Genomic DNA, 26328 nt, shown 5'->3' with positions numbered 1-26328 from the left:
TGTACGAAAGTTGAGTTAATTATCTGTAATAAAACAATACCATAGAGTTGTAATCAAATAAAATCTTGTACTTTTGCGGACGAATATTCAGAATAGCTTATGAATAAAGAAAAAGACGATTTCTTTCTCCATTCCAATGAGGTGAATCATATCAACAGAGAAGATTACGACAAGATAGAATTATTGGTGAATGCGGCAAAAGCTTTTGCCCGCAGCACCTACCAGTGTGTCTATATCATCGACTATTTTCATCAGGACTTCATCTATGCGTCAGATAACCTCGCTTATCTCTGCGGATTGAAACCGGAGCAGTTGATGGACGCAGGCTATCAGATGTATATAGACCATGTTCCGGATGCCGACCTGCAGATGCTGCTCGAAGTGAACAAGAAAGGTTTTGATCTTTTCAATGAATTGCCTGTGGGCGACCGTCTGGACTATACCATCTCGTGCGACTTTCATCTTACCAATGGCAGGCATAGCCGATTGATTCATCATCACCTCACTCCGATACTTCTTTCTGATGATGGAAGAATCTGGCTTGCCCTCTGCACCGTATCGTTGGCGGCAACCGATGAACCGGGACATATCATCATGCAGAAGAATGGTGAGCGCGGCTATTATGAATATTCCACATTGCGCCACAAGTGGGAAAAGAAAGAAGGCATAACCTTGAGCGAGACTGAGAGAGATGTTTTGAGATTGTCTGCCCAAGGTTACACGATGAATGATATTGCCGATCGACTATGCAAGTCGGTGGATACGATAAAGGCTTGCAAGCGCAACCTTTTCGCTAAGCTTGGCGTGAAGAACATTGCCGAGGCGCTGTTTCATGCCACGAACTATCAGATGATATAATCGCAATCATATCTCTTCCAACAATGGCGAGAGATAGAACTTGGGGAAGTATTTCACCTCCTTGCCTTCCGCAAGGTTTGCGAGAATGTTGGCACAATAGCCGGCGGCAATATATGCCCCGATGCCCAGTAGCGGGAAAGACTCCTCAGAATAATGCCTGATGGCTTCATCCACCCAAGGCACAGGCATCTGCCAGAACATACCGTACTGCGAGATATACTTGCCCAGTGAGCAACGGAAATCATCCGTTCCTTTTTTCACTACTTCGCTGAATGGATAGCCTTTCGGTTTCTCTACAGCGAGAAAGGCAGCCTTGCCAAGATTGACGGCATGGATAACGGGGATGCCCTGCTCCTTGCATTTCTCATCGAAAGCAAACGAGGCTTCGTTGTCATGCAAGGTTGCATTCACCGCATATCGGATGCCCGACAAGTCGCATGCATCCACATCTTTCATCGTCAGCGTATCATTTTCTATGCGATAGATTTGAAATCTAGCTTCCTGCCGAGAGCTTTTATGGAAGTCATGGCGCAAGGCACAGGAGGCTATCAAGCCTCCCAAGTCTGCACCACTAATCAACAATTTTATTGGGTTGTTCATTTATAGAGAGATTTATTGTCATTACACCATTATCGGATGCTGCAGACAGATTACATTCTGTTCTTCTGGCTTTCTCCTGCACCCGTACCCTTATACTTGCTTCTTGTAGTGTTGAACTTATACCGTACAGTAAGCGACACTTTGCTTTTTGACTGTATATCAACAATCATGTCCTTCATTTTGCCAAAATGAGCAATCATGTGGCTCATGTCAGTTCTAAACAAATCATAGACAAAGAGCTGGAACGACAAACGGTCTTTCAAGAAAGACTTATATACAGATACATTGGTACAAAATCTTGGTTTATACAAACATATATTTCTATCATATCCTTTAGTGGTATACGACATCATCCACGTTAACATTGCCAACTTGGTGTCGAAGGTGTTATTAAAGTTGAATACTGCCATCGGATTGTTGGATATTTTGCCATCATGTGCATCCATATCAAGCCACTGCTTTGCCACAGATGCCGTAAATGTAGGATGCCAAATGCCAAACGAAGGGCATAAGTTGACGGATGCTTCTACATGATTATATGCCTTTCCATTCACAGGCTTAAGCAGTCCTATTGCAGGATTGTCTTTGTAAGTCTCCATATTCGACATCATCGTATGCGAAGTATGGCTGTAGGTCATATTGAAAGTCAACCACTTGTAAGCCAATTCATAGTTAAGATTTTTGCTTATCTCAGACACTAAGAATGGATTTCCCGTTTCATACGTGTAGCGGTTGTCATACTGTATGCCGCTGCGCAAGTCATGATAGGGAGGGCGGTCGATGTCGGTAGCATAGCTCAACTGCATCTGTACCTTGCCTACAGGCATCGACAAGCTGAGCGATGGGAACCAATTGCCATACGACTTGCTTTGCCCAGGCACATACTTGCCGTATTCATAGTAGTTGAAGTCGATGTACTCGTATCTCAGTCCTGCCTCCATGCTCACGTTTCCGAAATCCCTTGAATATGCCAAGAATGAAGAAGCCATGCTTTCTGTTATACGGCTGTCATCATCCGACACGAAGTTGGTTGGCACAACCTGATACTTGGATGTGCGATGCGTGTTGGAATATTCACCACCCAAAGATAACTCACCGCCCAACAAAGGATAGGAAAGCACCAACTTGGAAGCCAACAAACGATATTTCTTGTCAGTAAGGCTATGAACCGTCTGGCTCTGCGCGTCCATCCCCACTTCCTGATATTGCTCTTTTGTAACAACGTCCTCGTTATTCTTCGACCAAAGCCAGTCGGTATTGAAGTCGATGCCGAGTTTGCCAATCTTTCCTACATAGTAAACATTGCTTGAAAGAGTGCTCTTCTGCTCGAAGAAACTACCGTGGCTGTCAGAGCTTTCCGTTTGTTCATCGTCTTGCCATATAGCAGTAATCATATTGGCTTCGCAGGTCTGTTTCGGATTTCTCAGAAAGCCAAAGTTGGCACCTATAGAGTTGTTGGCATCCAACTGGTAGCTGGCATCCAGACGGAAGTTCATGGCTTCTACTATACTTACTTGTCTGTTTTCACTCTTCTGGTTCCAGGTCTTGTCAAGATAAGTCTTCTGCTGTAAGTCTTGATTGTTTGGCTGGTATTGCTTTGCCCCAAAGGCGTATGCGCCCAGCTCTAATCCGTTCTTACGGTAATACATATTCAGCCTGCCATATCCTCCAATGTTCTTTTTCTCGTCGTACGATCCTTCTGTTGTAGCGTCAAATCCGAATCCCTCGCCTTGTATCTTCTTCGTTGTAATACGGATGACAGCCTTGGTGCTGGCTGCATAACGGGCACCAGGGTTAGTGATGACTTCCACCGACTTGATGTTGTCGGAATGCAAACGGTCCAGTTCGCTCTTGTCTCTCATCTGTCGTCCATTGATATAGATAACAGGCTCACCGCGACCGAATACCTTGATGCTGCCATTCTGGGCAGACACGTTAGGGATGCGGTCGAGCAGGTTCTCCATGGTTCCTGCCTTCTCAAGTACGGAGCCGACAACGGTTGTCGTCATTCCGCCATTCTTCAGGATTGTCTTAGGCAGGGATGACTTCACGACAACTTCGCCGAGCATCTTGCTGTCTTCTTCCATCTTGATAATGCCCACATTCTCACCAGTGCAATCCTTGCAGACGGTCTTATAGCCTACGGATGTCACCTTGATGATTCCGCCGTTGCAGGAAGAGTCGATGACAAAGCTGCCATCCTCTCCACTCACAGCGCCCTTGATGAAAGCCGAGTCTGTTCTATTCAATAAAACTACATTGGCAAACGCCAAAGGCTCGCCCTTCATATCCATCACCTTACCGGTGATATTCTGCGCCATCATCGGAGTCATAGCCGAGAGGCACAACGCTGTGGTCAAAATTACTTTTTCCTTCATATTGCTACAGTTTTGCTTGTTTTTTTATTTTTCTGCTGCAAAAGTATTGCTTTAAAGGAAAAAGCCTTTGACACAAAAGTGTATTTCTCAAGAGTGCGGCTTAAGAATTACACTTTTGTGTATAAAAAGAAAGGATAAATAGCGTTTGGTGATAGGGGATAAATAAGATAAAAGCATTTTTTATCTTATGCTTGGTCATTACTTGTGTTTTTCTTATATAACGGCGAGACAATATTATTATTGTTATGTATGATAGCTAAAAATGATACGGTAACACTTTCAATGCGCTTATTCAACAAGTAAAAGAAGGCAAATATATACTACAGTTCTTTCCATTGTAGTATAATTCGCCTTCACACCTATAGTTTCGTGATAATTCACACAAAACTGAGATTACTTTGTTGTTACCAGGATAATGCACTTGGGTGGCAGTTTTGCATTCTTCGCATATTTGATATAATCCGGATCTTTCTTGTTCTTGATGACATTCATCGAAACAATTTTAGAAGACGGAACTTCCTTTACACTTGAATAAGGTACGACATTACCATTCAACACAAATACCACTTCATCTTTTGAATCAACATGGATAGACTCAGAGGTTGATTTGCCAGGTTCACTCTCTTTGACCTCTTCCTTTATTGAGTTAGAGATTATTTTCACATTGCCGATTTTGCGACCATTTGTATTATAGTCAGAGGTGAAAATGGCGTGAATGTTATGTTCAGAGTCTATCGTATAGTTTGCGATAGTCTTGCCTTTGAGTTGTGAACCATCGAAGTTCTCCACCTTCTTACCATCAATCACATAGATTGTCTTTTTGACTTCCTGTGCGCTCATTGTTGCAAAGTTCAGCAGTGCAACGAGCAGAAATAAAATTGTCTTTTTCATTTTTACTTTGTAATTTATATATTTATTAATTGAGATGTTTGTTCTAACGAAAGTGTCCCCTCGGCGCTAAGTTTCATTATATACGAATTTCCGTCCGTGGCATTTACTGCAAAACCATTGCAAACTGGAGATACATTGATGTTTACATCATCAGGACTTAAATCTGCCAAAGTATAAACGATGTCTATCATTTCTGAGGCTGATGTTTCTTGTACCTTTAAAGGCTCTGATACTAAATGCTTACGGCATTTCTCCTTGGGCGTTTTGCTAACAGGTGATTTCGTTTCAGAAAGAAGATACGTTTTTTGTGTTATCTGCACGTCTGGTTCTCCATGTGTCTTCACTTCATCAACACGTTTTTTTGTTTCTGCTACATCTACCGAATTGTTTTTGGCAATCGGCGATATCTCATTGACTTTATCGCCTATCCAAGGATGCCAGACAAGCAGTAGCAGTACTACTGCCGCACTTACTGCAGAGACCAAAGTCCACAGAGGTATGACAGATGGCTTCTTCAACTGGTTGGGAACCAACAGAGCATCAATTTCTTCTTTACTGAAATCATAAGCGTCTGTCTTGAAGCTCATAAACAACTGTTTATATTTCTGCCACGCTGGCGAAATGTTATTGGCTTCACAGAAATACTTGGACAGTATCTGTTCTTCTGCTTCAGTTGTTTGTCCTTCCAAAAACTTGTCAAGCAGTTCTTTTATATATTCCCTTGTCTGTTTCATAATTCTATTCCTTTCATATTTCTTAATAGTTCCTTCCTTGCTTTACTTATCATGCCACGGACGGAAGACTCCGATGTCCCTATTATCTTTGCTATATCAGCGTATGAAATATTTTCCACATTTCTCATTCTGAGTATCGCCCGCTGTTTATCACTTAGCGCATGAATGCTCCTCTCCAGTTTGCATAAGTCTTCTGACTCCTCCATTTTTATTTGTGGATTGTCATGCACAGCTATTACCCCTGCGTCTTCTAAGGATAACGTGCATTTGGCTTTCCGCAACATATTCAGCGAAACATTTCTACAGACAACAGAAGCCATATTTCTCATTTTTCCTGCATCGAAAATATTGTTCTTTGCCACCCATAGTTTCGCAAGAGTTTCCTGAACAGCATCTTCTGCATCTTCGGTGTTGTCGAAATAACGCCTTGCCTGTAGAAGCAAATCCTTTCGCAAGTGCCTAACATTATATATAAACTCATTTATTTCCATTGTACTTTTGTGATACTTCTAATATAATAACACAAAATTTACGGTTTCGCTACCGAAAAACATTCTTTTATTTCCAATTGTATCGTCTATTGATAAAGATATAATGTAACCCGATGGAAAAAGTGTCCGTAATGTCACACGTCTGACATCGCGGACACTTTTTCTTTATGATGGCTATGAAGAAGGAAAAGATAACAATAGTAGTTTTTAGTCATCCCATTTATTACATATATATGTTTCTTTTGTTACACTTTTAGATGTATAAGAATGCTGCTTTATCGATATATAGTTTTATTTTCCTTACGGGTTCGCTCTAAAGTCAGTATGCTTAATAGATCTAAATCAAGAATCATTATCTTCGATATTTATATTTTCATCTGCAAATTTACTATTATTATTTGAATTATACGAAAATCGAACGCAATTATTATCTTTAAAGCAGTTTTAAGTTTTGAACACAACTTCCGAAATGTCAAAAAAAAAGTCTTATGCTTCATGGTTGGCATATAGGCCATTCTCCTGAGCATAAAAAGGATCTTCAACAAAAAAGGAGTCGTCCTGATGGGGACAACTCCTTTTATTATAATTGTTATTTGCAAAAAGTCTTTCTGCTTACGAATTCATGGAGAGCAGGAACTCGTCGTTGTTGCGGGTATGCTCCATGCTCTTGTGGATGGTGTTCATCGCCTCCACAGGATTCATGTCGGAAATATACTTACGCAGAATCCACATACGGTCGAGGGTGGTCTTGTCCTGCAACAGGTCGTCGCGACGAGTAGAAGAAGCCACGAGGTTGACAGCAGGGAAGATGCGCTTGTTGCTGAGAGAACGGTCGAGCTGAAGCTCCATGTTGCCCGTTCCCTTGAACTCCTCGAAGATCACCTCGTCCATCTTGCTGCCTGTATCGATGAGGGCAGTGGCGATGATGGTGAGCGAGCCGCCTCCCTCGATGTTACGGGCAGCTCCGAAGAAACGCTTAGGTTTCTGCAGGGCATTGGCGTCGACACCACCTGTAAGAACCTTGCCTGAGGCTGGCGCCACGGTGTTGTAGGCACGAGCCAGACGGGTGATGGAGTCGAGGAAGATGACGACGTCGTGACCGCACTCCACCATGCGCTTGGCTTTCTCCAATACGATTCCGGCTATCTTGACATGACGCTCGGCAGGCTCGTCGAAGGTAGAGGCGATGACCTCTGCGTTGACGGTGCGAGCCATGTCGGTAACCTCCTCAGGGCGCTCGTCGATGAGCAACATCATGAGGTAGGCCTCGGGATGATTGGCAGCGATGGCGTTGGCGATATCCTTCATCAGGATGGTCTTACCCGTCTTTGGCTGAGCCACGATGAGTGCACGCTGACCCTTACCGATAGGCGAGAAGAGATCGACAACACGAGTGCTGAGGTTAGTGGTGGCACGGTCGCCACAGAGTGTGAACTTCTCGTCGGGGAAGAGAGGTGTGAGATGCTCGAAAGGTATGCGGTCGCGCACCTCGGATGGCTTTCTACCGTTGATCATCTCGATGTCGGTGATAGGGAAGTACTTCTCGCCCTCGTGAGGAGGACGCACACGGCATTGTACCACGTCACCGGTCTTCAGACCATAGCGCTTGATGACATTGTTGGGCACATACACATCGTCGGGTGAAGAGAGGTAGTTGTAGTCGCTGCTGCGCAGGAAACCATAGCCGTCGGGCATGACCTCGAGTACACCATTGGATGTGATGATGTTGGTAAAGTCGAATGTTGATTCTGCTTTTTTCTGTTGTACTGGCTGAGGGACAGGAGCTGCAGTGGCTGCAGGAGTGGTAGGACGATCGAAGATGTCGAAGGTGGGCATGGCAGCCTGGTCTTCGATAGGAAGGTCGACTACAGGGATAAAGTCGGTGCCGTCGCCAGGGTCGCCCTCCCAAATGCCTGTGGCATCCTGTGCAACAGTCTGTTCGCCAGCCTTCTCGTTTTGTGCATTCAACTTGGCCTGCAACTGTGCAGCCAGGGCTGCAGCGTCACTCTCGCCGTTGTCGGCAGCATTAGAAAAATCCTGTTCGGGAATGAGGTTGGTATCGTCAACCGAGTTTTGTTTTTCCGTATTATCCTCCGAGGTTGTGTCTTCAGAAGGGCTGTTGGCTTCCTGTTCACTCTGCATCTTGTTTCTTTCCTTCAAGGCAGCCACCTTGGCAGCTGCAATGGCCTCAAGTTCAGCCTTGCTCTTACGTCCTCTGTGCTTGGCTATAGGTTTCAGCATGGCTGGCTCTACATCGCTCTGCGCTGTTTCGACAGAAGTAACGGCTGGCACTTCGGCTTCTGGAGCATCCTGACCGGCAGCGGTCTGAGTTGCTTCGGTTTCGGCTATGGGCTCATCCTGCTGTAAGGGTTCCTTGAACAAAGGAGTATCGGTGGACACAGGTCCTTTCACCTGGTTCTTCATCACGTCGTAGTTTTCACCGTCCTTGCCCTTCACGGAGTACACCTTGTCTTCCGTCTTTGCTATCCTCACTCTCTTTCTCTTGGGAGCTGCAGCATTCTGGACGGGCTGCTCGGCCTGGGTGTCGAGAATGGCGTAAACAATCGTCTTTTTGTTGTCATTAGACTTGATTTTAGCACCTATCTCTTTTGCAATGTCTTTCAGTTGAGCGACATTTTTTGCATTTAATTCGTCTATGCTATACATTATATTATAAAAATAGTATATGATGTTTTGATTGATGATAAGCGTTTCGAAGAGTGGGGAAACGCCTATAAGAATTGAAATCGAGTGCAAAGATAATTAAAAAATTCGTTTCTGCCAAATTTTTTCCTTATCTTTGCACAAAAAATTAATAAATGGCTACGCAGATACCCTATTTGGATGTTCAGAACCTCACCAAACGATTTGGTGCTCAGGTTCTTTTCGAGAATATTTCGTTTTCCATCGCTGAAGGACAAAAGGTGGGACTCGTTGCACGCAACGGCACGGGAAAGTCAACTCTTATGTCGGTACTGATGGACAAGGAAGGCTATGAGTCAGGATCTATCATCTACCGGCGTGACTTGAAACTGGGCTTTCTGGAACAGTCGCCCCAGTTTGATCCCGAGGAGAGTGTACTCGATGCCTGTTTCAACCACGAGGGCGATCCCGAGAAGGTGCTCAAAGCGCGACAGATACTCACACAGTTGCACATCACCAACCTGGAGCAGCCCTTGGGACAGTTGAGCGGTGGACAGCAGAAGCGTGTGGCGCTTGCCAACGTGCTGATTACCGAGCCCGACTTCCTGATGCTCGACGAGCCTACCAACCATCTCGACCTGGAAATGATAGAATGGCTGGAAGGCTATCTGAACAGGGGCAACAAGACCATCTTTATGGTGACCCACGACCGATTCTTCCTCGACAAGGTGTGCAACGTGATACTGGAGCTCGACGATCAGGGCATCTATACCTATCGCGGCAACTACGCCTACTACTTGGAGAAACGACAGGAGCGCATGGACAACCTTCGGGCTGAGATTCAGCACTCGAAGAACCTTTATCGCCGGGAGCTGGAATGGATGCGCCGTCAGCCACAAGCCCGTGGACATAAGGCGAAATACAGAGAGGATGCCTTTTACGAGCTTGAGAAAGTGGCAAAACAGCGCATTGAGGACCGACAGGTAAGGTTGAAAGCTTCTACCGTTTACATCGGCTCGAAGATTTTCGAATGCCAGTATGTCAGCAAGGCCTTCGACGACCGCGGCGAGAAGAAAGTCATTTTGCGCGACTTCTATTACAACTTTGCCCGCTTCGAAAAGATGGGCATCGTGGGTAATAACGGAACGGGAAAGTCCACCTTCATCAAGATGCTGCTGGGCGAGGTGAAACCTGACAGCGGACAGTTTGACATCGGCGAGACGGTGCGCTTCGGCTACTTCTCGCAGGAAGGTCTGAAGTTCAGGGAAGACCAGAAGGTGATAGACGTCATCACAGAGATAGCGGACTACATCGACCTGGGCGGCGGCCGACACATGACCGCCTCGCAGTTTCTGCAGTTCTTCCTCTTCACGCCCGAGGAACAGCACAACTACGTGTACAAGTTGAGCGGAGGCGAGAAACGCAAGCTCTACCTCTGTACCGTGCTGATGCGCAACCCCAACTTCTTGGTGCTCGACGAGCCTACCAACGACCTCGACATACAGACGCTGCAGGTGCTGGAGGAATATCTGCAAGACTTTGCCGGATGCGTGATTGTGGTGAGCCACGACCGATATTTCATGGATAAGGTGGTGGATCATCTGCTGGTCTTCAAGGGCGAAGGCGAGATACAGGATTTCCCTGGCAACTATACCCAGTATCGTGAATGGTGCCGACTTCAACCCAAGACCGAGGGCGAGGGAGCCGAGAAGAAAGCCACCAAGCCTACAGCCAAAGAACAGCCTTCGGCAACCCAGAAGAAAGAGGGCAAAAGAAAGATGACCTATAAGGAGAAGCGCGAGTACGAGCAGCTGACCAAGGAACTGGAACAGCTCGAAAACGAGCAGAAAACCCTGGAGGAAGCTCTCTGCAGCGGACAACTCTCGGTGGAAGAACTGACGGAGAAGAGCAAGCGTCTGCCAGAAATCAAGGACGAGATCGACGAGAAGGAAATGCGCTGGCTCGAACTCGCCGAGATAGAAGGGTAGCGGGAGAGTAAGCGAAAGTGGAGAACGAAAGAACAGAATAAAAAATAGAAATAACAACAATATGGAAATAAAGAAATCAGAATTCACCATATCTGCTCCACGTGTGAGCATGTGTCCTAAGGACAACAAGACGGAGTATGCCTTCATCGGCAGAAGTAACGTGGGAAAGTCGAGCCTCATCAACATGCTCTGCAACCACAAGGGACTCGCCAAGACATCGGCCACACCGGGAAAAACCCTGCTTATCAACCATTTCATCATCAACAACGAGTGGTATCTGGTCGACCTGCCGGGCTATGGCTTCGCCAAGCGTTCGAAGACCGTACAGAAACAGTTGGAGCAGATGATTTCCAGCTATATTCTGCAGCGTCCACAGTTGGCTAACGTCTTTGTACTTATCGACGTGCGCCACGACCAGCAGAAGATTGACCGTGAGTTCGTAGACTGGTTGGGCGAGAGTGGCGTGCCCTTCTGCATCGTCTTCACCAAGGCCGACAAGTTGGGCCCAGTAAAGGCCCGCATGAATGCCGAGAAGTGGATGCACGCGCTGGAAGACCGTTGGGTGGAACTGCCTCCTTACTTCATCACCAGCAGCGAGAAGAAGTTGGGTCGCGACGACGTGCTCGACTACATCGACCAAATCAACAAGAGTTTAGAGGAAGCTGAATAAGTCTGTAAAACTAAAGAGTTCTACTTCAGAAACTTCAGAATCCAGCGAAAGGTGAGTAATATATAATAAAGTATAGAACTCTCGTAAGCGATGAAGTTGCGAGAAGACAGAGTAGTCAAAGATATTATGGGTAGCATCAAACAGATAAATTGGGGATTTATCGGTTGCGGAGAAGTGACCGAGAAGAAATCGGGTCCAGCCTTCAACGAGGTGGAGGGCTCGAAGGTAGTGGCTGTCATGAGCCGTAGTGAGGACAAAGCCCGCAGTTATGCCGAGCGCCACCATATACGTAAATGGTACACGGATGCCCAGGAGTTGATAGACGATCCCGACGTGAATGCCATTTACATCGCCACGCCACCATCGTCGCACGCCACCTTTGCCATCATGGCGATGAGGGCAGGCAAGCCGGTGTATGTGGAGAAACCTCTGGCTGCCAGCTATAACGACTGCATCCGCATCAACCGAGTGAGCGAACAGACGGGAGTGCCCTGCTTTGTGGCTTACTATCGTCGCTATCTGCCATACTTCCGCAAGGTGAAACAGATAGTGGAGCAGGGAGGCATAGGCAATGTGCTCAACGTACAGGTGAGATTCTCGGTGCCGCCACGCGACCTCGACTATACTTCGGGCAAGGAAATGCCCTGGCGACTGCAGCCCGACATTTCGGGAGGTGGCTATTTCTACGACCTGGCTCCACATCAGATAGACCTCCTGCAGGATATCTTCGGAGTCATCACCCGTGCCCACGGCTATCCCGCCAACCGTGCCCATCTGTATGAAGCAGAGGACACCATCTCGGCTTGTTTCTACTTCGAGAGCGGTATTCCCGGCAGTGGAAGCTGGTGCTTTGTGGGACACGAGAGTGCCAAGGAAGACCGCATAGAGATCGTTGGCGACAAGGGGTCGCTGTCGTTCTCGGTTTTCGACTACGATCCCATCCTGCTTGTTACGAGTGCAGGCAAGACAAGCATCGTAGTGCCCAACCCTTCGTATGTACAGTTGCCTATCATCAAGACAGTGATAGAAGACCTTCAGGGAATCGGCACCTGCGAAAGCACTTGTGTGGCAGCCACTCCTACCAACTGGGTGCTCGACCGCATATTGTGGAAGAACTAAACCATGTCGCCTGCAGTCAGCCCAGGCCCCACGACTGAGAGTTCCGGCAGACTGCTGCATCAGCATGACCTGTAAAATATAAAGCAATGAAGAACAAGTTTGTTTACACCCTCATCGTTTTCTGCCTTGGCTTCGGCTCTCCTGCCTGGGGTGCCGAGGAGACGGCAGATTCCACTTTGCTGGGAACCTTGTTCAATGCTACGATGTTCAAGCCGCATTCCTCGGACAGTCTTACTTATGCCCGCCACAAGAAGACTTTTTTCCACAGAGTGGGCGATATCTTCACCAAACTGTTCCGTGAGTTCAACAACACCGACGAGAACTATATCGAGTCGCAGCATTATAACTATACGGTGATGCTGCAGAACACCAACACCTACGAACGCTACACACTCTCGAGCAAGGAAGGACAGAGCATCTCGTTTGCTCCCGACATCACCTACCGCTTAGGTCCTTATATTGGCTGGAGATGGGTGTTCTTAGGCTACGCCATCGATCTGAAGAATATCGGCTTTGGTTCTTCCCACTCACCCAAGAAGGGGTTCTCTATGAGCCTTTACAGCAGCCTGCTGGGCATCGACCTGTTCTGGCGACAGACAGGAAACGACTATCACATCAAGAGCTTCTATTTAGGCGACGGGATAGACACATCGCCCGTCAAGGGAGTAGACTTCGACGGCGTGAAATCGAGTGTAAAAGGTTTTAATCTTTACTATATCTTCAACCACAGAAAATTCTCTTATCCAGCAGCTTATGCGCAGAGTACCGTTCAGCGAAGAAGCGCCGGTAGCTGGTTGGCAGGCATAGGTTACACCCGCCATACGCTGGAGGTTGACTGGGAGAAACTGGAAGATGTGGTGGTCGACAAGATGGGTGAAGAGTACGGTGGCGACATCGACAACAAACTGCGTTTTGGTACGGTGAAGTATACCGACGTATCGGGCAGTTGTGGCTATGCATACAACTGGGTCTTCGCCAAGGACTTTCTCTTCAATGCTTCCCTTTCCCTGGCTTTGGCCTACAACCAGTCGATGGCAGATGTGGAGCGCGAGGAGAACAAGAAAACCCGTGAGTTCAGTTTCCGCAACTTCAACCTCGACGGCATTGGCCGTTTTGCCTTGGTATGGAACAACACCCACTGGTATGCCGGTGCAAGCGCCATCCTGCATACCTATAATTATAAGAAGGACCGTTTCTCAACCAACAACTCCTTCGGAGAGCTCAACCTCTATGTGGGAGTCAACTTTGGCAGAAAACGTTAGGTTCGTCTTTTGATACATAAAATGAATAGCATTATGAAAAAAACGATGATTCTTTTGTTGGCTTGCCTGTTGGTATGTCACGTTTCGGCTTACAACCGTCAGGACAGTATGAAGATAGTGAGCCTGCTGCAGGAGGCGAAGTCGCTCAAACAGAAGCCCAAGAGCTGGATGCTTTGGTTTGGCAAGAAGTTTGTCGGTGTGCCTTATGTGGCAGGAACCCTCGACCGCACAAAGGAAGAGCAGTTGGTTATCAATACTCGCCAGCTCGACTGCACCACCTATGTGGAGATGGTGACAGCACTGACCCTATGCGCCCAGAAGGGACAAACCTCCTTTGCGCAATATTGCGAGCATCTAAAACACGTGAGGTATATTGGCGGAAAGGTGGAGTACACCAAACGTCAGCATTATTTCACGGTGTGGATCAACGACAACGAGAAGGATGGCATCGTTACCGACATACATCCCAATCCTCCCTTCACAGCTGTTCAGAAAGTGGCTGTCAACTGGATGAGCACACATTCCTCCAACTACAAGATGCTCACTGCTCATCCCGAGTGGATGGCAGGCATCAAGGCCATGGAACGAAGCATTACAGGTAAAAGCTACAGATACATCCCGAAAAGCAAGATTGCGAACAACCAACTCTTCAGGTCGGTGATTCACGACGGCGACATCATTGTCATCATCACCAACAAGAAAGGACTTGACACCACTCACATCGGACTGGCGTCGTGGCATGCAGACGGTCTGCATCTGCTCAATGCCAGCAGCATACATAATCGTGTGATCGACGAACCCATGCTGCTCCGCACTTATATGAGCAAGCATCCGGTACAGACAGGAATCAGAGTTTGTCGCGTAACAGAACGCTAAAACAGCATAAATATACAGCTAAATCATAATAAATGCAGAAAAATAATATCAAAATGATAATTTTTCTGCATTTTGTACGACTAATTGCAAATTAATTAGTATATTTGCAAACAGATTTCTAAAAGTAGTGAATTTTTTATTTAAAAGTGAATAACGATGATACTGGACATTGAAATGCTGAGAAGCTTTTATGCTTCGTATTCAGATAGTGTAAAACAAGCCAAGGCTACAGTCAAACGACCTCTCACTTATGCTGAGAAGGTGCTCTTTGCTCACCTATATGATCCCACTCAGTTGCGACCATATAAAAGAGGTATAGAGTATGTAGACTTCCGTCCCAATCGTGTGGCGATGCAGGACGCTACAGCCCAGATGGCTCTCTTGCAGTTCATGAATGCCGGTAAGGACAAAGTGGCCGTACCCGCTTCGGTTCATTGTGACCACTTGATTCGTGCCGATGTAGGCGCTACTGCCGACCTCCCTGAGGCTTGCAAGACCAACAAGGAGGTGTACGACTTTCTGAAGTCAGTCTCACAGAAATATCATATTGGATTCTGGGGTCCAGGAGCTGGAATCATCCATCAGGTGGTGCTCGAGAATTATGCTTTCCCTGGTGGTATGATGGTAGGAACCGACTCGCATACGCCCAATGCCGGAGGTCTCGGTATGGTAGCAGTAGGTGTGGGCGGTGCAGATGCGGTAGACGTGCTGACCGGACAGCCATGGGAACTCAAGATGCCTCGTCTTATTGGTGTTCATCTTAAGGGCAAACTCTCTGGATGGGCAACTCCTAAAGACGTGATCCTCGAAATTCTCGGCATTCTGACCGTCAAGGGCGGCACAAATGCTATCCTTGAATACTTCGGCGAAGGTCTCGACAGCATCTCGACTACAGGCAAGGCCACCATCTGTAATATGGGAGCAGAACTGGGAGCCACTTGCTCCATCTTCCCCTTCGACGAGAACGCCGACGAATACCTGCGCAAGACGGGCCGTGAGGAGATTGCTGTTCTCGCCCAGCAGAATGCGGCAGAACTCCGCGCCGATGATGAGGTGATGGCTAATCCTTCGGCTTTCTACGACCAGATAGTAGAGATCGACCTTTCCAAGGTGGAGCCACACCTCAATGGTCCGTTTACTCCCGATGCTGCTACACCTATCTCGCACATGAAGGCGAAGGGTCCTGCCAACGATTATCCTATGGTGGTAGAGGTTGGACTGGTAGGCAGTTGCACCAACTCATCCTATCAGGATCTTGCACGTGCAGCCAGTGTGGCACGCCAGGCTTACGAGAAAGGCATCGAAGTGAAGGGACAGCTGATTATCAATCCAGGTTCGGAGCAGATTCGTTACACGGCAGAGCGCGACGGCATCCTCGACGACTTCAAGAAGATCGGTGCCTTGATTATGACCAACGCCTGCGGTCCTTGCATCGGACAATGGAAGCGTCATACTGACGACAATACACGTAAGAACGCCATCGTCACTTCATTCAACAGAAACTTCCGCCGCCGTGCTGACGGCAACCCCAATACTTACGCCTTCATCGGCAGCCCAGAGCTGACAGTGGCGCTGACCATTGCCGGCAGACTGGACTTCAATCCTGCCACAGACACCTTGTTGGACAAGGAAGGCAACAGCGTGAAATTGGATGCCCCAACAGGCTACACATTCCCTCCTAAGGGATTTGCCGTAGAGGACAAGGGATTCATCGCACCAAGCGAAGACAACGCTAATGTGGAGGTAGTGATCTCACCAGACAGCAACCGCTTGCAGAAGCTGGCTCCATTTGCAGCCTGGGACGGAAAGGATCTGACCGATATGCCGTTGCTCATCAAGACTGAAGGTAAGTGTACCACCGACCATATCTCTATGGCTGGTCCCTGGCTGAAGTTCCGCGGTCATCTGCAGAACATCTCCGACAACCTCCTGATGGGAGCCGTCAACGCCTTCAACGGTGAGAGCAACAAGGTGAAAAACCAGTTGGACGGCAAGTACGTGGAGGTTTCCACCGCAGCCAAGGCTTATAAGGCTCAGGGTATCAGCAGTATCGTGGTGGCAGAAGACAACTATGGCGAGGGTTCTTCGCGTGAGCATGCAGCCATGGAGCCTCGTTTCCTCAATGTGAAGGTGATCCTCGCCAAGAGCTTCGCCCGCATTCACGAAACCAACCTGAAGAAGCAGGGTATGCTGGCGCTTACATTCTGCAACAAGGATGATTATAATAAGGTACAGGAAGACGACCGTATTTCGCTCACCGGTCTGAAGGAGTTTGCCCCAGGCAGCAAGCTGACGGTAACTCTGAAGCATCAGGATGGCAGCGAGGACAGTTTCCAGGTAGAACATACCTACAACGATACGCAGATAGCTTGGTTCAAGGCAGGTTCGGCTTTGAATTTTGCGGCCAAGAAATAGTGTTTTGCGATTACACTAAACATTACCCATTAAACATCAATAAAAATGAACAAGGAATATTTAATATATAAACTGAGCGATGAGGTAAAAAACTCATGCAAGATTGACAAGGAGGCTTTCACTAAGTTCAATGTGAAGCGTGGTCTTCGAAATGACGATGGCTCGGGTGTTCTCGTCGGTTTGACCAATATTGGTAATGTAGTGGGTTACGAGCGAGATGCAAACGGAAAGCTGACACCTACAGAGGGTAAACTCTATTACCGTGGCTATGAGCTCGACGACCTGGTGAGTCCTCTGCTGAAGGAGAAACGCTTCGGTTTCGAGGAAGTGGCTTTCCTGTTGCTTTCAGGTCAGTTGCCTGACAAGGAGGAGTTGGAAGCTTTTAAGGAACTGCTCAACGACAACATGCCGCTCGACCACCGCACCATCACGCATATTATCGAATTGGAGGGCAGCAACATCATGAACATACTGGCGCGATGCGTGCTTGAGATGTACACATTCGATCCTAATCCTGATGACATCAGCCGCGACAACCTGATGCGTCAGAGCATAGAGTTGATAGCCAAGTTCCCAACCATTATCGCCTATGCCTACAACATCTACCGCCACTCGGTACAGGGCCGCAGTCTGCATATCCGTCATCCTCGCGAGAACCTCTCCATCGCAGAGAACTTTCTCTATATGATGAAGCACGAGAACTATTCGGAGCTCGATGCACGAATGCTCGACCTGCTGCTCATCATCCAGGCAGAGCATGGTGGTGGTAACAACTCTACCTTTACCGTGCGTGTCACTTCTTCCACTCGCACAGATACTTACAGCTCTATTGCCGCCGGTATCGGCAGCTTGAAAGGTCCGCTTCATGGTGGTGCCAACATCAAGGTAATCAATATGTTCCATCACCTGAAAGAGCAGATCAGAGACTGGAAGAACGTGAAGGAACTGGATGTTTATCTCACCCGTATGCTCAACAAGGAGGCTTACGACAAGACTGGTCTTATCTATGGTATCGGTCATGCGGTCTACACATTGAGCGATCCTCGTGCCGTAGAGCTGAAACGTTTGGCTGGCGAATTGGCCAAGGAGAAGGGAAGAGAGGACGAGTATGAATTCCTGAAACTCATAGAGCAGGAGGGTATCAAGTGCCTGCAGGAGCATCGTGGAGGCAGCAAACCTGCTTGTGCCAACCTCGACTTCTACAGTGGATTCATCTATGAGATGATAGGTTTGCCACAGGAGATCTATACACCAATATTCGCCATGGCCCGTATTGTGGGTTGGACAGCCCACCGTATCGAGGAGCTCAACTTTGAAGGCCGTCGCATCATCCGTCCTGCTTATAAGAACATTTTGGGTGAGTTGGAATACACTCCGCTTGACGAACGATAACCCCCAAAAGGTGTGTCATAAGATTATGACACACCTTTTTTTATATAGTCAGCCTATAACCGAAACAGAACTTTCTATAACCGAAGCAAAACTTTCTCTAACCGAAACAGAACTTTCTATAAGCGAATCAGAATTTTCTGTAACCGAAACATAGACAAACGGTCAAGCGAAGGGCAGGAGAGAAGGAGGAAACCTCTCATTCTATGCTCCAAAAAGCAGGGTGATGAGAGGAATGGTAATGATGGAGAACAGGGTCGTGATGAATGTCGCTTCGGTCATGAGTGAGGGATTTCTGCCGTACTTCATACAGAACATTGTGCCGAAAGACGCCACTGGCATGGCTATTACTACCGTGTTGATGTTGTTGATGAGCGTGTTGACTCCGCATAGACGGAACAGAAAATACACGGACAGAGGCACTATCACCAGTCGGAGGAAGGAGGTGGCATAAACCTTGCCGGAACCTATAATCTCGCGAAGTGGAAGACGTGCCATCGAACTGCCTATAATCATCAGTGCTGCGGGCACAGTAATGTTGCCCACCATCGTAATCGGACGGGCTATCATCTCGGGAGTATGCACGCCAAAAGCTACCAATAAGGCTGCGATGAAGGCGCCTATGAGAGCCGGACTGAGCAATACTTTCGGATTGAACTGACGGATGCTGTATTCGCCCTTGACAAGCATCACACCCGCAGTAAAGATAAAGAAGGTATTGGGCACATTGAGCAAGGCTGCATAGAAGACAGCCTTCGGACCGAAGATGCTCGCCACTATAGGATAACCGATGAACCCCACGTTGGCAAACATCAGGGAAAAACCTATCATGCCCTGGTCGTCATGATTCTTGGATATGAATCGGGGAACCCAAAAACCAAACACCAACAAAATGATGTAGGTGAGGAATCCCACACCTACAAGCGGAAGAATCAACGAGCGGTCGGGCATCTCGTCGCCCATAACCGACGAGAGCACCAAGAGCGGACAAGTGATGTCTACTACAATGGAAGACAGCTTTTTGTCGAACTTGTCGCCCATATACCCCAACTTACAGGCGGTGTAACCCAATGTAACCATGGTGAAAAGCATCACCATTACTTCTAAATTCTGCATTATCCTGAAAATTAATGATTGTGTTTTAGTCGATGAAACGGCGAGTGATATTGCCGTAATGATCGATGCGACGGTCGCGGAGGAAAGGCCACCAGCGCCTTACGTCCTCGCTGTGCTTGAGGTCTACATCAACCACAAGGCTTTCTTCCTCGTTGTCGCTTGCCCTGTAATAGAGCTCGCCCTGCGGACCAGCCACGAAACTGCTGCCCCAGAACTGAATGCCTCCTGTCTGCTCACTCGGGTCGGGCTCGAAGCCTACGCGGTTGACAGCTACTACCGGCAGACCATTGGCCACGGCATGACCTCGCATCACGGTGGTCCAAGCCTCGCGCTGGCGCTGCTGTTCGTCCTCTGTATCATACTTGGCATAGCCGATGGCTGTAGGATAGATCAGGAGTTCGGCACCCTGAAGAGCCATCAGGCGGGCTGCTTCCGGGTACCACTGGTCCCAGCACACCAATACACCCAACTTACCCACTGAAGTCTGTATGGGCTGGAACCCCAGGTCGCCTGGAGTGAAATAGAACTTCTCATAGTAGGCTGGATCATCGGGAATGTGCATCTTGCGGTATTTGCCGGCGATGCTGCCATCACGCTCTATGACAACTGCAGTGTTGTGATAGAGTCCGGGAGCACGACGCTCAAAGAGAGATGTCACGATGACGACATTCAAGTCCCTAGCCAACTTTCCGTAGAAGTCGGTGGATGGACCAGGAACAGGCTCTGCCAAATCGAAGTTGTCTACTGTCTCTATCTGGCAGAAATAGAGCGAGTTGTGTAGTTCTTGCAGAACTATCAGTTCAGCTCCACGGTGAGCCAAGTCTATGATGCCCTGTGCCAGGCGTGTTTTGTTGTCAGCCACATCGGCTGTATTGTGCTGCTGTAGTATTCCTATTTTCATCTGTATTGAATATTATTGTATTTTGTCTCCCTGATGGTACCTTCTGGCAGTTGCATGGTGAGACAATGGATGCTGCCATGCTGACGGATAATGGTGCGCGAGTCGACTCCTATAATCTCCCTGTCAGGGAAGGCTAACTGTATCTGTCGGCGTGCTTCCTCATCCTTCTCTGGCTGATTGTATGTGGGGTAAATCACAGCACCATTGATAATCAGGAAGTTGGCGTAAGTAGCAGGCAGTCTGTCGCCATCGTCGTAGATAGGGTCGGGCATAGGCAGGCGAAGCAGGCGATAGGGGTAACCCTCGTAGGTAAGAACACTCTTAAGTTGCTTCTCCAAAGCCTGGAAGTCAGCATACTGCTCATCTGAGGCATCATCGCAACCCACATAAAGCAAGGTGTCGTGAGGCGCTACTCGCACAATGGTGTCGATGTGTCCATCGGTGTCGTCGCCAACCAAATTGCCATGATCGAGCCAAACTATGCGCTTGGCATGAAAAAAGTTGAGCAACTGTTTCTCTATATCCACCCGGGTGAAAGGCTGGTTGCGGTGAGGCGCCAGCAGGCATTGGCTTGTGGTAAAGATGGTTCCCTTTCCATCGCTCTCTATGCTTCCACCTTCGAGGACAAAACCTGTATGGTTCTCAAGGGCAGCCTGAAAGGCTCCTTGATAGTAGAGCTGCAGGTTGATGGCATTGTCCTTTTGCCAGGCAAACTTCTCGCCCCATCCGTTGAATCGGAAGTCGAGCAGATGAATAGGAACGATTAGGCCGTTGTGACTGTTCTTGGAAACCAAGGTGATAGGGCCATGATCACGTGCCCAGGTATCATTGGAATCAATATCATAAAGATGTACTCGATCCATCTGTTCTTTCGACAGACGGCTTGCCAGCATTCGCCGGGTACTCTCAACAATGGGCGTGGCAATAAGCAACTGCTCATAGCGTGTGATGATTTCTGACAGTTCCAGATAGGTGTCGGTAATCTGACGCAGATAAGGTTTCCAGTCGGTACCTCCATGAGGCCATGTAAGCATGATTCCGCTCTGAGGTGACCATTCTGCCGGTAGCGAATAATCGCAAGGGTATGACTGATACATAGGCTTTAGATTTATTTTGTTCTTACTATTTTTATGATCAGGTGTTGCCGATAATCGACAATCATTTGCAAAATTACGAAAAATTCTATAATAAGACTCTCTTTTCCTCCTTTTTTTTACTAAAATGCGAGGTTTTATATGAATTCTTCTATGGATATTCATAAAATTAGTTAAACTCTAAGGGGGAGCGCTTCATATTTGCGAAGAAATCGTTAACTTTGCAACCAAATGAAAATAAATAAGGTAGTAGATGCCCTTGAACAGTACGCGCCTCTGCCCTTGCAGGAAGGATATGATAATGCCGGCCTGCAAGTTGGATTGACAGAGACGGTGGAAGTATCAGGGGCATTATTGTGTCTTGACGTTACTGAGCAAGTGGTGGAAGAAGCGATAGAAAAGGGGTGCAACCTTATCGTTAGCCACCATCCGCTGATATTTCGCAAACTGGCAAGAATATCGGACGAGAACTATGTGCAGCGCACTGTGCGTAAAGCCATCAAGAACGACATTGCCATCGTGAGCATGCATACCAATATGGATGTGGCTACAGGTGGAGTCAACTTTAAGATAGCAGAGAAATTGGGGCTGAAGAACCTGAAGTTCTTTGCAGGCGAGAAAGAAGTGGATGGCGTGAAAGGTGGCGAAGGAATGATAGGCGAAGTGCCCGAAACAGAAGGGTGGGCTGCCGATGACCTGGTGCTCTTGCTGCGCGACAAGTTCGCAGTAGAGAGTGTGCAATGTAATCAGTTGCTTCGTCGTCCTATCAGGCGCGTGGCTCTCTGCGGTGGTGCAGGCTCGTTTCTTCTTGACGCTGCCATACAGGCTGGTGCTGATGCCTTTATCACAGGCGAAATGCACTATCATGAATACTTCGGTCATGAGCAGGAGATTCAGATCTGCGTCATTGGTCATTACCAGAGCGAGCAGTACACCAGCGAAATCTTCAAGAGTATCATCGAGGAGAAATGTCCGGGAGTAAAATGCTTGATCTCTGAAATCAACACCAACCCGATCATTTATCTTTAGAAAGTTGAACAACAATACGGACTCTGTCTATAGAAGTTACAGGAAAGCAATATACATTAAACACATATAATTTATAATATAATGGCAAAGAAAGATCCTACAGATTTGACAGTAGAAGAGAAATTGAAAACCCTCTTCCAGCTGCAGACTACCTTGTCGGGTATCGACGAGAACCGCGCATTGAGAGGTGAGCTTCCTCTCGAAGTTCAGGACTTGGAAGACGAGATTGCTGGTCTTAACACTCGTATCGAGAAGATACAGCACGAGATTGAGCAGTTCCAGAAGGCTGTAAGCCAGAAGAACGGCGAGATCCAGGAGGCACAGGAAAGCTTGAAGCGCTATCAGTCACAGCTCGACACTGTAAGCAACAACCGTGAATATGATACTTTGAGCAAGGAAATCGAGTTCCAGCAGTTGGAAATCGAACTTTGCGAGAAGAAGATTCGGGAGGGTCAGCAGAAGATCCAGGAGAGACAGGCTGACTTGGCTTACACACAAGAGCACAAGGCCGACCGCGAGAAAGGTTTGGTAGAGAAGCGTTCTGAGCTCGACGACATCATGTCGGAGACACGTGATGAGGAAGAGCGTCTGAAGGAGAAGGCACTCGACTTGGAGAAGAAGATCGAACCTCGTCTGCTTGCCAGCTTCAAGCGTATCCGCAAGGGTGCCCGCAACGGTCTGGGTATCGTATATGTACAGCGTGATGCCTGTGGTGGTTGCTTCAACAAGATTCCTCCTCAGCGCCAGCTTGACATCAAGATGCACAAGAAGATCATTCCTTGTGAGTATTGTGGCCGTATTCTCATCGACCCAGAGTTGGCTGGTATTAAGATCAGCGCTCCAGAAGAGGAGAAGCCAAAGCGCAAGCGTTCCATTCGCAAGAAGAAGGCCGAGGATGCTGATTAATATAGCAAACTAAGAATAAGGGTGTTTCGTCCTGCCATTCATTAAGCATGGCTGATGAAACACCCTTTATTCATGCAACTATATCGCTGTCTTCTGTATTTCATAACTAACTGAAACAATTTGTATAGTATTAAAGCAACTCATGACTTTATGGGTGACGGATAGATACTCTTTTACTTTTGAATGTTAAAGTAAAGAACTTTTCTCAAAATAATTGCTATTTACAATATTTTTTGTACTTTTGCAACGAAATGGGTAGCAAAATCCACATCTTGCTAAGTGTGGCACAGCCTTTGCTATGCATTACTCATCATCAATACAAACGAATATGACAAAGAAAGAAGAAGACTTTAACTATAAGATAGACTTAGACCTCATGCGTCAGGGCACAGAGACCCTGCGCAACGATGACGGATTCTCTTTCCCCGATGAAGACGAGGACGGTCTCTTCGCCGACAACGACGATGACGATGATGTTCGCGACAATGCAAGCAAGAACACTTCCTCAGCCAATCGACGTCAGGTAAATACCAAGAAGAAGTCAAAGACCCCCATCATCGACCATTTCAGTCACGACCTAACCCAGGCAGCTTCCGAAGGTAAGCTCGACCCTGTAGTGGGACGCAGCAAGGAGATAGAGCGCGTGATCGAGATCTTGGGACGACGCAAGAAGAACAACCCTATATTAATAGGTGAGCCTGGTGTGGGCAAGAGCGCCATCGTGGAAGGACTGGCACAGCTCATTGACAAACAACAGGTGTCCGGACTGCTCTTCAACAAGCGCGTAGTAGAGCTCGATATGACTGCCATGGTGGCAGGAACCAAGTTTCGTGGGCAGTTCGAAGACCGTATCAAGGGGCTCATCCGTGAGTTGGAGGAATCGCCCGACATCATCGTCTTCATCGACGAGATCCACACCATTGTGGGAGCAGGGAATGCGCAGGGAAGCATGGATGCAGCCAACATTCTGAAACCAGCCTTGGCAAGAGGCGTAATACAGTGTATCGGCGCCACTACCCTCAATGAATACCGCAACTCGATAGAGAAGGACGGTGCCTTGGAGCGCCGTTTCCAGAAAGTCATAGTAGAACCTACCACTGCCGAGGAGACACTCCAGATACTCAACAATGTAAAGGAACGCTACGAGGAGCACCATCATGTCGTCTACAGCGATGATGCCCTGCAGGCTTGCGTCAAATTGGCAGACCGCTACGTCACCGACCGTTTCTTCCCCGACAAAGCTATCGACATCATCGATGAGGTAGGTTCACACATTCATCACAGCCATTCCTCTGTTCCACAACCCATCCTCGACCTGCAGGAAGATATTGTGAAGGTGAAGGGATGCAAGCAGAAAGCAGTTGCGAACCAGAATTTTGAATTGGCTGCCAGCTACCGCGACCAACAGGCGCAGATGGAGAATCGTCTGGAGAGCATGAAGCTGATGTGGGAACGTGGCGAAGGCGAGGAGGTCCTGCCTGTAGACGAAATCGACGTGGCGCAGGTGGTGAGCCGTATGACGGGCGTACCCGTTGAACGCATGGAGGAAGCAGAGAGCAGTCGTCTGCGCAAGATGGGCGCCACCCTCAAGAGTGCTGTCATCGCCCAGGATAAGGCCATCGACACTATGGTGAAGGCCATACAGCGCAACCGTGTTGGGCTGAAAGAACCCAACCATCCCATTGGGGCCTTTATGTTCCTGGGACCTACTGGTGTGGGAAAAACTTATCTCGCCAAGAAGTTGGCAGAACAGATGTTTGGCTCTGCCGACGCCCTGATACGCGTTGATATGAGCGAGTACTCTGAGAGTTTCAATACCTCCCGTCTTGTAGGTGCGCCTCCGGGATACGTAGGCTATGAGGAGGGCGGACAGCTCACCGAGAAGGTAAGACGCAAACCCTATTCCATCGTGCTGCTCGACGAGATAGAGAAGGCCAACGACAAGGTGTTCAACCTCCTGTTGCAGGTCTTGGACGAAGGCAGACTCACTGATGGCAACGGCCGTCTCATCGACTTCCGCAACACAGTCATCATCATGACCTCCAATGCGGGAACGCGCCAACTCAAGGAGTTTGGCCGTGGCGTGGGTTTCAATGCGGGCAGTGCTCATGGCAACCTGCTCGATGAAAAGGACAAGGAGTATGCACGCAGCATTATACAGAAGAGCCTGAGCAAGCAGTTCTCGCCTGAGTTCTTGAATCGTCTCGACGAGATCATCACCTTTGACCAGTTGGGCCTCGATGCCATCAAGCAGATCATCGATATTGAACTGAAGTCGCTCTTCAAGCGTGTGGAGGACATGGGATACCACATCCGCATCACTGACAAAGCGAAGGAGTTTGTTGCCGTCAAGGGTTACGACGTGCAGTTTGGTGCCCGTCCTTTGAAGCGTGCCATCCAAACCTACATCGAAGATGGCGTTTGTGAACTGTTGCTGGGCGATTCGCTGACTGCGGGTGAAACTATCGTCATTGGCAAGAGCCCCAACAAGGAAGAGTTGACCTTCAATCCACAAAGTTAATATAGGTTAATACGCAAAAACAATTTCATCGGTTGAAATTATTTCATTACCTTTGCAGTTGTTTTAAAAAAAGCAAGCCATGATGGCTCAGTTGGTAGAGCAACGCATTCGTAATGCGTGGGTCGCGGGTTCGAGTCCCGCTCGTGGCTCATTCCTGTTGTGCGAGATTAGCACATCGGTAGTGCACAGGCTTCCCAAGCCCGGGAGGCGGGTTCGACTCCCGTATCTCGCTCAAAGAATAAGGTGTTAGAAATCAGTTTGTTATATGATTTTTAGCACCTTATTTTTTTATTTTATTTTTAGTATACTTACACTAAATTTTGGCTCACCCGATATATCTAGGGGAAATTTTTTTGATTCTACAGAAAAATTTATACCTTTGCACCATGAACAATCAAGGACTATTATCATTGGCACAGTTGATACTGCCATCAGAGATACTTTCAA

19 protein-coding genes, 2 tRNA genes and 1 pseudogene are annotated in these 26328 nt (G+C 47.8%); 13 read left to right on the top strand and 9 right to left on the bottom strand.

All coding sequences use genetic code 11. The annotated features are described in order from the left end of the window. The first annotated feature begins 99 nt into the window (after positions 1-99). Positions 100-858 (top strand): helix-turn-helix transcriptional regulator, encoded by a 759-nt coding sequence (locus F7D20_RS06035; protein ID WP_158463270.1) that lies wholly within the window; start codon positions 100-102, stop codon positions 856-858. Positions 859-864: 6 nt separating this feature from the next. On the opposite strand, the gene F7D20_RS06030 is transcribed toward F7D20_RS06035, so the two are convergent. The 6 genes from F7D20_RS06030 to rho all read right to left on the bottom strand — a co-directional run bounded on the left by F7D20_RS06030 (position 865) and on the right by rho (position 8619). Further along, positions 865-1458, bottom strand: coding sequence for a hypothetical protein (locus F7D20_RS06030; RefSeq protein ID WP_158463269.1), 594 nt, complete (start codon positions 1456-1458; stop codon positions 865-867). A gap of 50 nt (positions 1459-1508) precedes the next feature. Beyond that, positions 1509-3836, bottom strand: coding sequence for a TonB-dependent receptor domain-containing protein (locus F7D20_RS06025; RefSeq protein ID WP_158463268.1), 2328 nt, complete (start codon positions 3834-3836; stop codon positions 1509-1511). Positions 3837-4229: 393 nt separating this feature from the next. After that, positions 4230-4727, bottom strand: coding sequence for a hypothetical protein (locus tag F7D20_RS06020; RefSeq protein WP_158463267.1), 498 nt, complete (start codon positions 4725-4727; stop codon positions 4230-4232). Between the two features lie 14 nt (positions 4728-4741). Further along, positions 4742-5461 (bottom strand): hypothetical protein, encoded by a 720-nt coding sequence (locus F7D20_RS06015; protein ID WP_158463266.1) that lies wholly within the window; start codon positions 5459-5461, stop codon positions 4742-4744. Beyond that, complete coding sequence (locus tag F7D20_RS06010) at positions 5458-5952, bottom strand: RNA polymerase sigma factor (protein WP_158463265.1); 495 nt, start codon at positions 5950-5952, stop codon at positions 5458-5460. The genes F7D20_RS06015 and F7D20_RS06010 overlap by 4 nt, the downstream gene beginning before the upstream one ends. Positions 5953-6564: 612 nt before the next feature. Beyond that, positions 6565-8619, bottom strand: a complete 2055-nt coding sequence (rho, locus tag F7D20_RS06005; RefSeq protein ID WP_158463264.1) for a transcription termination factor Rho — start codon at positions 8617-8619, stop codon at positions 6565-6567. A 152-nt stretch (positions 8620-8771) separates the two neighbouring features. On the opposite strand from rho, the gene abc-f reads away from it, so the two are divergent. The 7 genes from abc-f to F7D20_RS05970 all read left to right on the top strand — a co-directional run bounded on the left by abc-f (position 8772) and on the right by F7D20_RS05970 (position 18317). Then, the gene (abc-f, locus tag F7D20_RS06000) at positions 8772-10583 is read left to right on the top strand and encodes a ribosomal protection-like ABC-F family protein (protein WP_158463263.1); all 1812 of its coding nucleotides are present in this window, start codon (positions 8772-8774) and stop codon (positions 10581-10583) included. Between the two features lie 61 nt (positions 10584-10644). After that, positions 10645-11253 (top strand): ribosome biogenesis GTP-binding protein YihA/YsxC, encoded by a 609-nt coding sequence (gene yihA / locus F7D20_RS05995; protein ID WP_158463262.1) that lies wholly within the window; start codon positions 10645-10647, stop codon positions 11251-11253. A 135-nt stretch (positions 11254-11388) separates the two neighbouring features. Further along, the gene (locus F7D20_RS05990) at positions 11389-12372 is read left to right on the top strand and encodes a Gfo/Idh/MocA family protein (RefSeq protein ID WP_293471941.1); all 984 of its coding nucleotides are present in this window, start codon (positions 11389-11391) and stop codon (positions 12370-12372) included. Between the two features lie 86 nt (positions 12373-12458). Beyond that, positions 12459-13634, top strand: a complete 1176-nt coding sequence (locus F7D20_RS05985) for a DUF4421 domain-containing protein (RefSeq protein ID WP_228114118.1) — start codon at positions 12459-12461, stop codon at positions 13632-13634. Positions 13635-13667: 33 nt separating this feature from the next. Then, on the top strand, positions 13668-14510 hold the full coding sequence (locus F7D20_RS05980) for an N-acetylmuramoyl-L-alanine amidase-like domain-containing protein (RefSeq protein WP_228114117.1): 843 nt from the start codon (positions 13668-13670) through the stop codon (positions 14508-14510). 156 nt (positions 14511-14666) lie between these two features. Then, a complete protein-coding gene (locus tag F7D20_RS05975) occupies positions 14667-16925 on the top strand; it encodes an aconitate hydratase (protein ID WP_158463259.1) in 2259 nt (752 codons plus the stop codon). Between the two features lie 45 nt (positions 16926-16970). After that, positions 16971-18317 (top strand): citrate/2-methylcitrate synthase, encoded by a 1347-nt coding sequence (locus F7D20_RS05970; protein ID WP_158463258.1) that lies wholly within the window; start codon positions 16971-16973, stop codon positions 18315-18317. Between the two features lie 201 nt (positions 18318-18518). Here F7D20_RS05970 and F7D20_RS05965 read toward each other — a convergent pair whose 3' ends face one another. The 3 genes from F7D20_RS05965 to F7D20_RS05955 are packed head-to-tail and all read right to left on the bottom strand — an operon-like array spanning position 18519 to position 21428. Further along, positions 18519-19430 carry an AEC family transporter gene (locus tag F7D20_RS05965; RefSeq protein ID WP_158463257.1) on the bottom strand — a complete coding sequence of 304 codons (912 nt, stop codon included), beginning with the start codon at positions 19428-19430 and terminating at the stop codon, positions 18519-18521. A 25-nt stretch (positions 19431-19455) separates the two neighbouring features. Continuing rightward, a complete protein-coding gene (locus F7D20_RS05960) occupies positions 19456-20331 on the bottom strand; it encodes a carbon-nitrogen hydrolase (protein ID WP_022251889.1) in 876 nt (291 codons plus the stop codon). Further along, entirely contained in the window at positions 20328-21428 is a 1101-nt protein-coding gene (locus tag F7D20_RS05955) for an agmatine deiminase family protein (RefSeq protein WP_158463256.1), read from the bottom strand. The genes F7D20_RS05960 and F7D20_RS05955 overlap by 4 nt, the downstream gene beginning before the upstream one ends. A 228-nt stretch (positions 21429-21656) precedes the next feature. Here F7D20_RS05955 and F7D20_RS05950 point away from each other — a divergent pair, with 228 nt between their 5' ends. The 5 genes and pseudogenes from F7D20_RS05950 (at position 21657) to F7D20_RS05930 (ending at position 26113) form a co-directional block, all read left to right on the top strand. After that, positions 21657-22454 carry a Nif3-like dinuclear metal center hexameric protein gene (locus tag F7D20_RS05950; protein WP_158463255.1) on the top strand — a complete coding sequence of 266 codons (798 nt, stop codon included), beginning with the start codon at positions 21657-21659 and terminating at the stop codon, positions 22452-22454. A gap of 81 nt (positions 22455-22535) precedes the next feature. Continuing rightward, positions 22536-23360: a zinc ribbon domain-containing protein gene (locus F7D20_RS05945; RefSeq protein ID WP_158463254.1), complete on the top strand. Its 825-nt coding sequence runs from the start codon at positions 22536-22538 to the stop codon at positions 23358-23360. Positions 23361-23895: 535 nt separating this feature from the next. Further along, positions 23896-25881 (top strand): annotated as a pseudogene (locus F7D20_RS05940) (ATP-dependent Clp protease ATP-binding subunit); the annotation flags it as partial. Between the two features lie 76 nt (positions 25882-25957). Beyond that, positions 25958-26030 (top strand) — tRNA-Thr (locus tag F7D20_RS05935). Positions 26031-26042: 12 nt separating this feature from the next. Next, positions 26043-26113 (top strand) — tRNA-Gly (locus tag F7D20_RS05930). The last annotated feature ends 215 nt before the right edge of the window (positions 26114-26328 follow it).

Source organism: Segatella copri, assembly GCF_009495355.1.
Classification (GTDB): domain Bacteria; phylum Bacteroidota; class Bacteroidia; order Bacteroidales; family Bacteroidaceae; genus Prevotella.
The sequence above is the reverse complement of the archived record's forward strand: the minus strand, read 5'-3'. Positions and strand labels throughout refer to the sequence as shown.

Coding starts and splice junctions, on each gene's coding strand:
- F7D20_RS06025 (WP_158463268.1), bottom strand. CDS start 3,836: ATGAAGGAAAAAGTAATTTTGACCACAGCGTTGTGCCTCTCGGCTATG.
- F7D20_RS06030 (WP_158463269.1), bottom strand. CDS start 1,458: ATGAACAACCCAATAAAATTGTTGATTAGTGGTGCAGACTTGGGAGGC.
- F7D20_RS05970 (WP_158463258.1), top strand. CDS start 16,971: ATGAACAAGGAATATTTAATATATAAACTGAGCGATGAGGTAAAAAAC.
- F7D20_RS05965 (WP_158463257.1), bottom strand. CDS start 19,430: ATGCAGAATTTAGAAGTAATGGTGATGCTTTTCACCATGGTTACATTG.
- F7D20_RS05950 (WP_158463255.1), top strand. CDS start 21,657: ATGAAAATAAATAAGGTAGTAGATGCCCTTGAACAGTACGCGCCTCTG.
- yihA (WP_158463262.1), top strand. CDS start 10,645: ATGGAAATAAAGAAATCAGAATTCACCATATCTGCTCCACGTGTGAGC.
- F7D20_RS06020 (WP_158463267.1), bottom strand. CDS start 4,727: ATGAAAAAGACAATTTTATTTCTGCTCGTTGCACTGCTGAACTTTGCA.
- F7D20_RS05960 (WP_022251889.1), bottom strand. CDS start 20,331: ATGAAAATAGGAATACTACAGCAGCACAATACAGCCGATGTGGCTGAC.
- F7D20_RS06010 (WP_158463265.1), bottom strand. CDS start 5,952: ATGGAAATAAATGAGTTTATATATAATGTTAGGCACTTGCGAAAGGAT.
- F7D20_RS05985 (WP_228114118.1), top strand. CDS start 12,459: ATGAAGAACAAGTTTGTTTACACCCTCATCGTTTTCTGCCTTGGCTTC.
- F7D20_RS05945 (WP_158463254.1), top strand. CDS start 22,536: ATGGCAAAGAAAGATCCTACAGATTTGACAGTAGAAGAGAAATTGAAA.
- F7D20_RS05980 (WP_228114117.1), top strand. CDS start 13,668: ATGAAAAAAACGATGATTCTTTTGTTGGCTTGCCTGTTGGTATGTCAC.
- abc-f (WP_158463263.1), top strand. CDS start 8,772: ATGGCTACGCAGATACCCTATTTGGATGTTCAGAACCTCACCAAACGA.
- rho (WP_158463264.1), bottom strand. CDS start 8,619: ATGTATAGCATAGACGAATTAAATGCAAAAAATGTCGCTCAACTGAAA.
- F7D20_RS06035 (WP_158463270.1), top strand. CDS start 100: ATGAATAAAGAAAAAGACGATTTCTTTCTCCATTCCAATGAGGTGAAT.
- F7D20_RS05955 (WP_158463256.1), bottom strand. CDS start 21,428: ATGTATCAGTCATACCCTTGCGATTATTCGCTACCGGCAGAATGGTCA.
- F7D20_RS06015 (WP_158463266.1), bottom strand. CDS start 5,461: ATGAAACAGACAAGGGAATATATAAAAGAACTGCTTGACAAGTTTTTG.
- F7D20_RS05975 (WP_158463259.1), top strand. CDS start 14,667: ATGATACTGGACATTGAAATGCTGAGAAGCTTTTATGCTTCGTATTCA.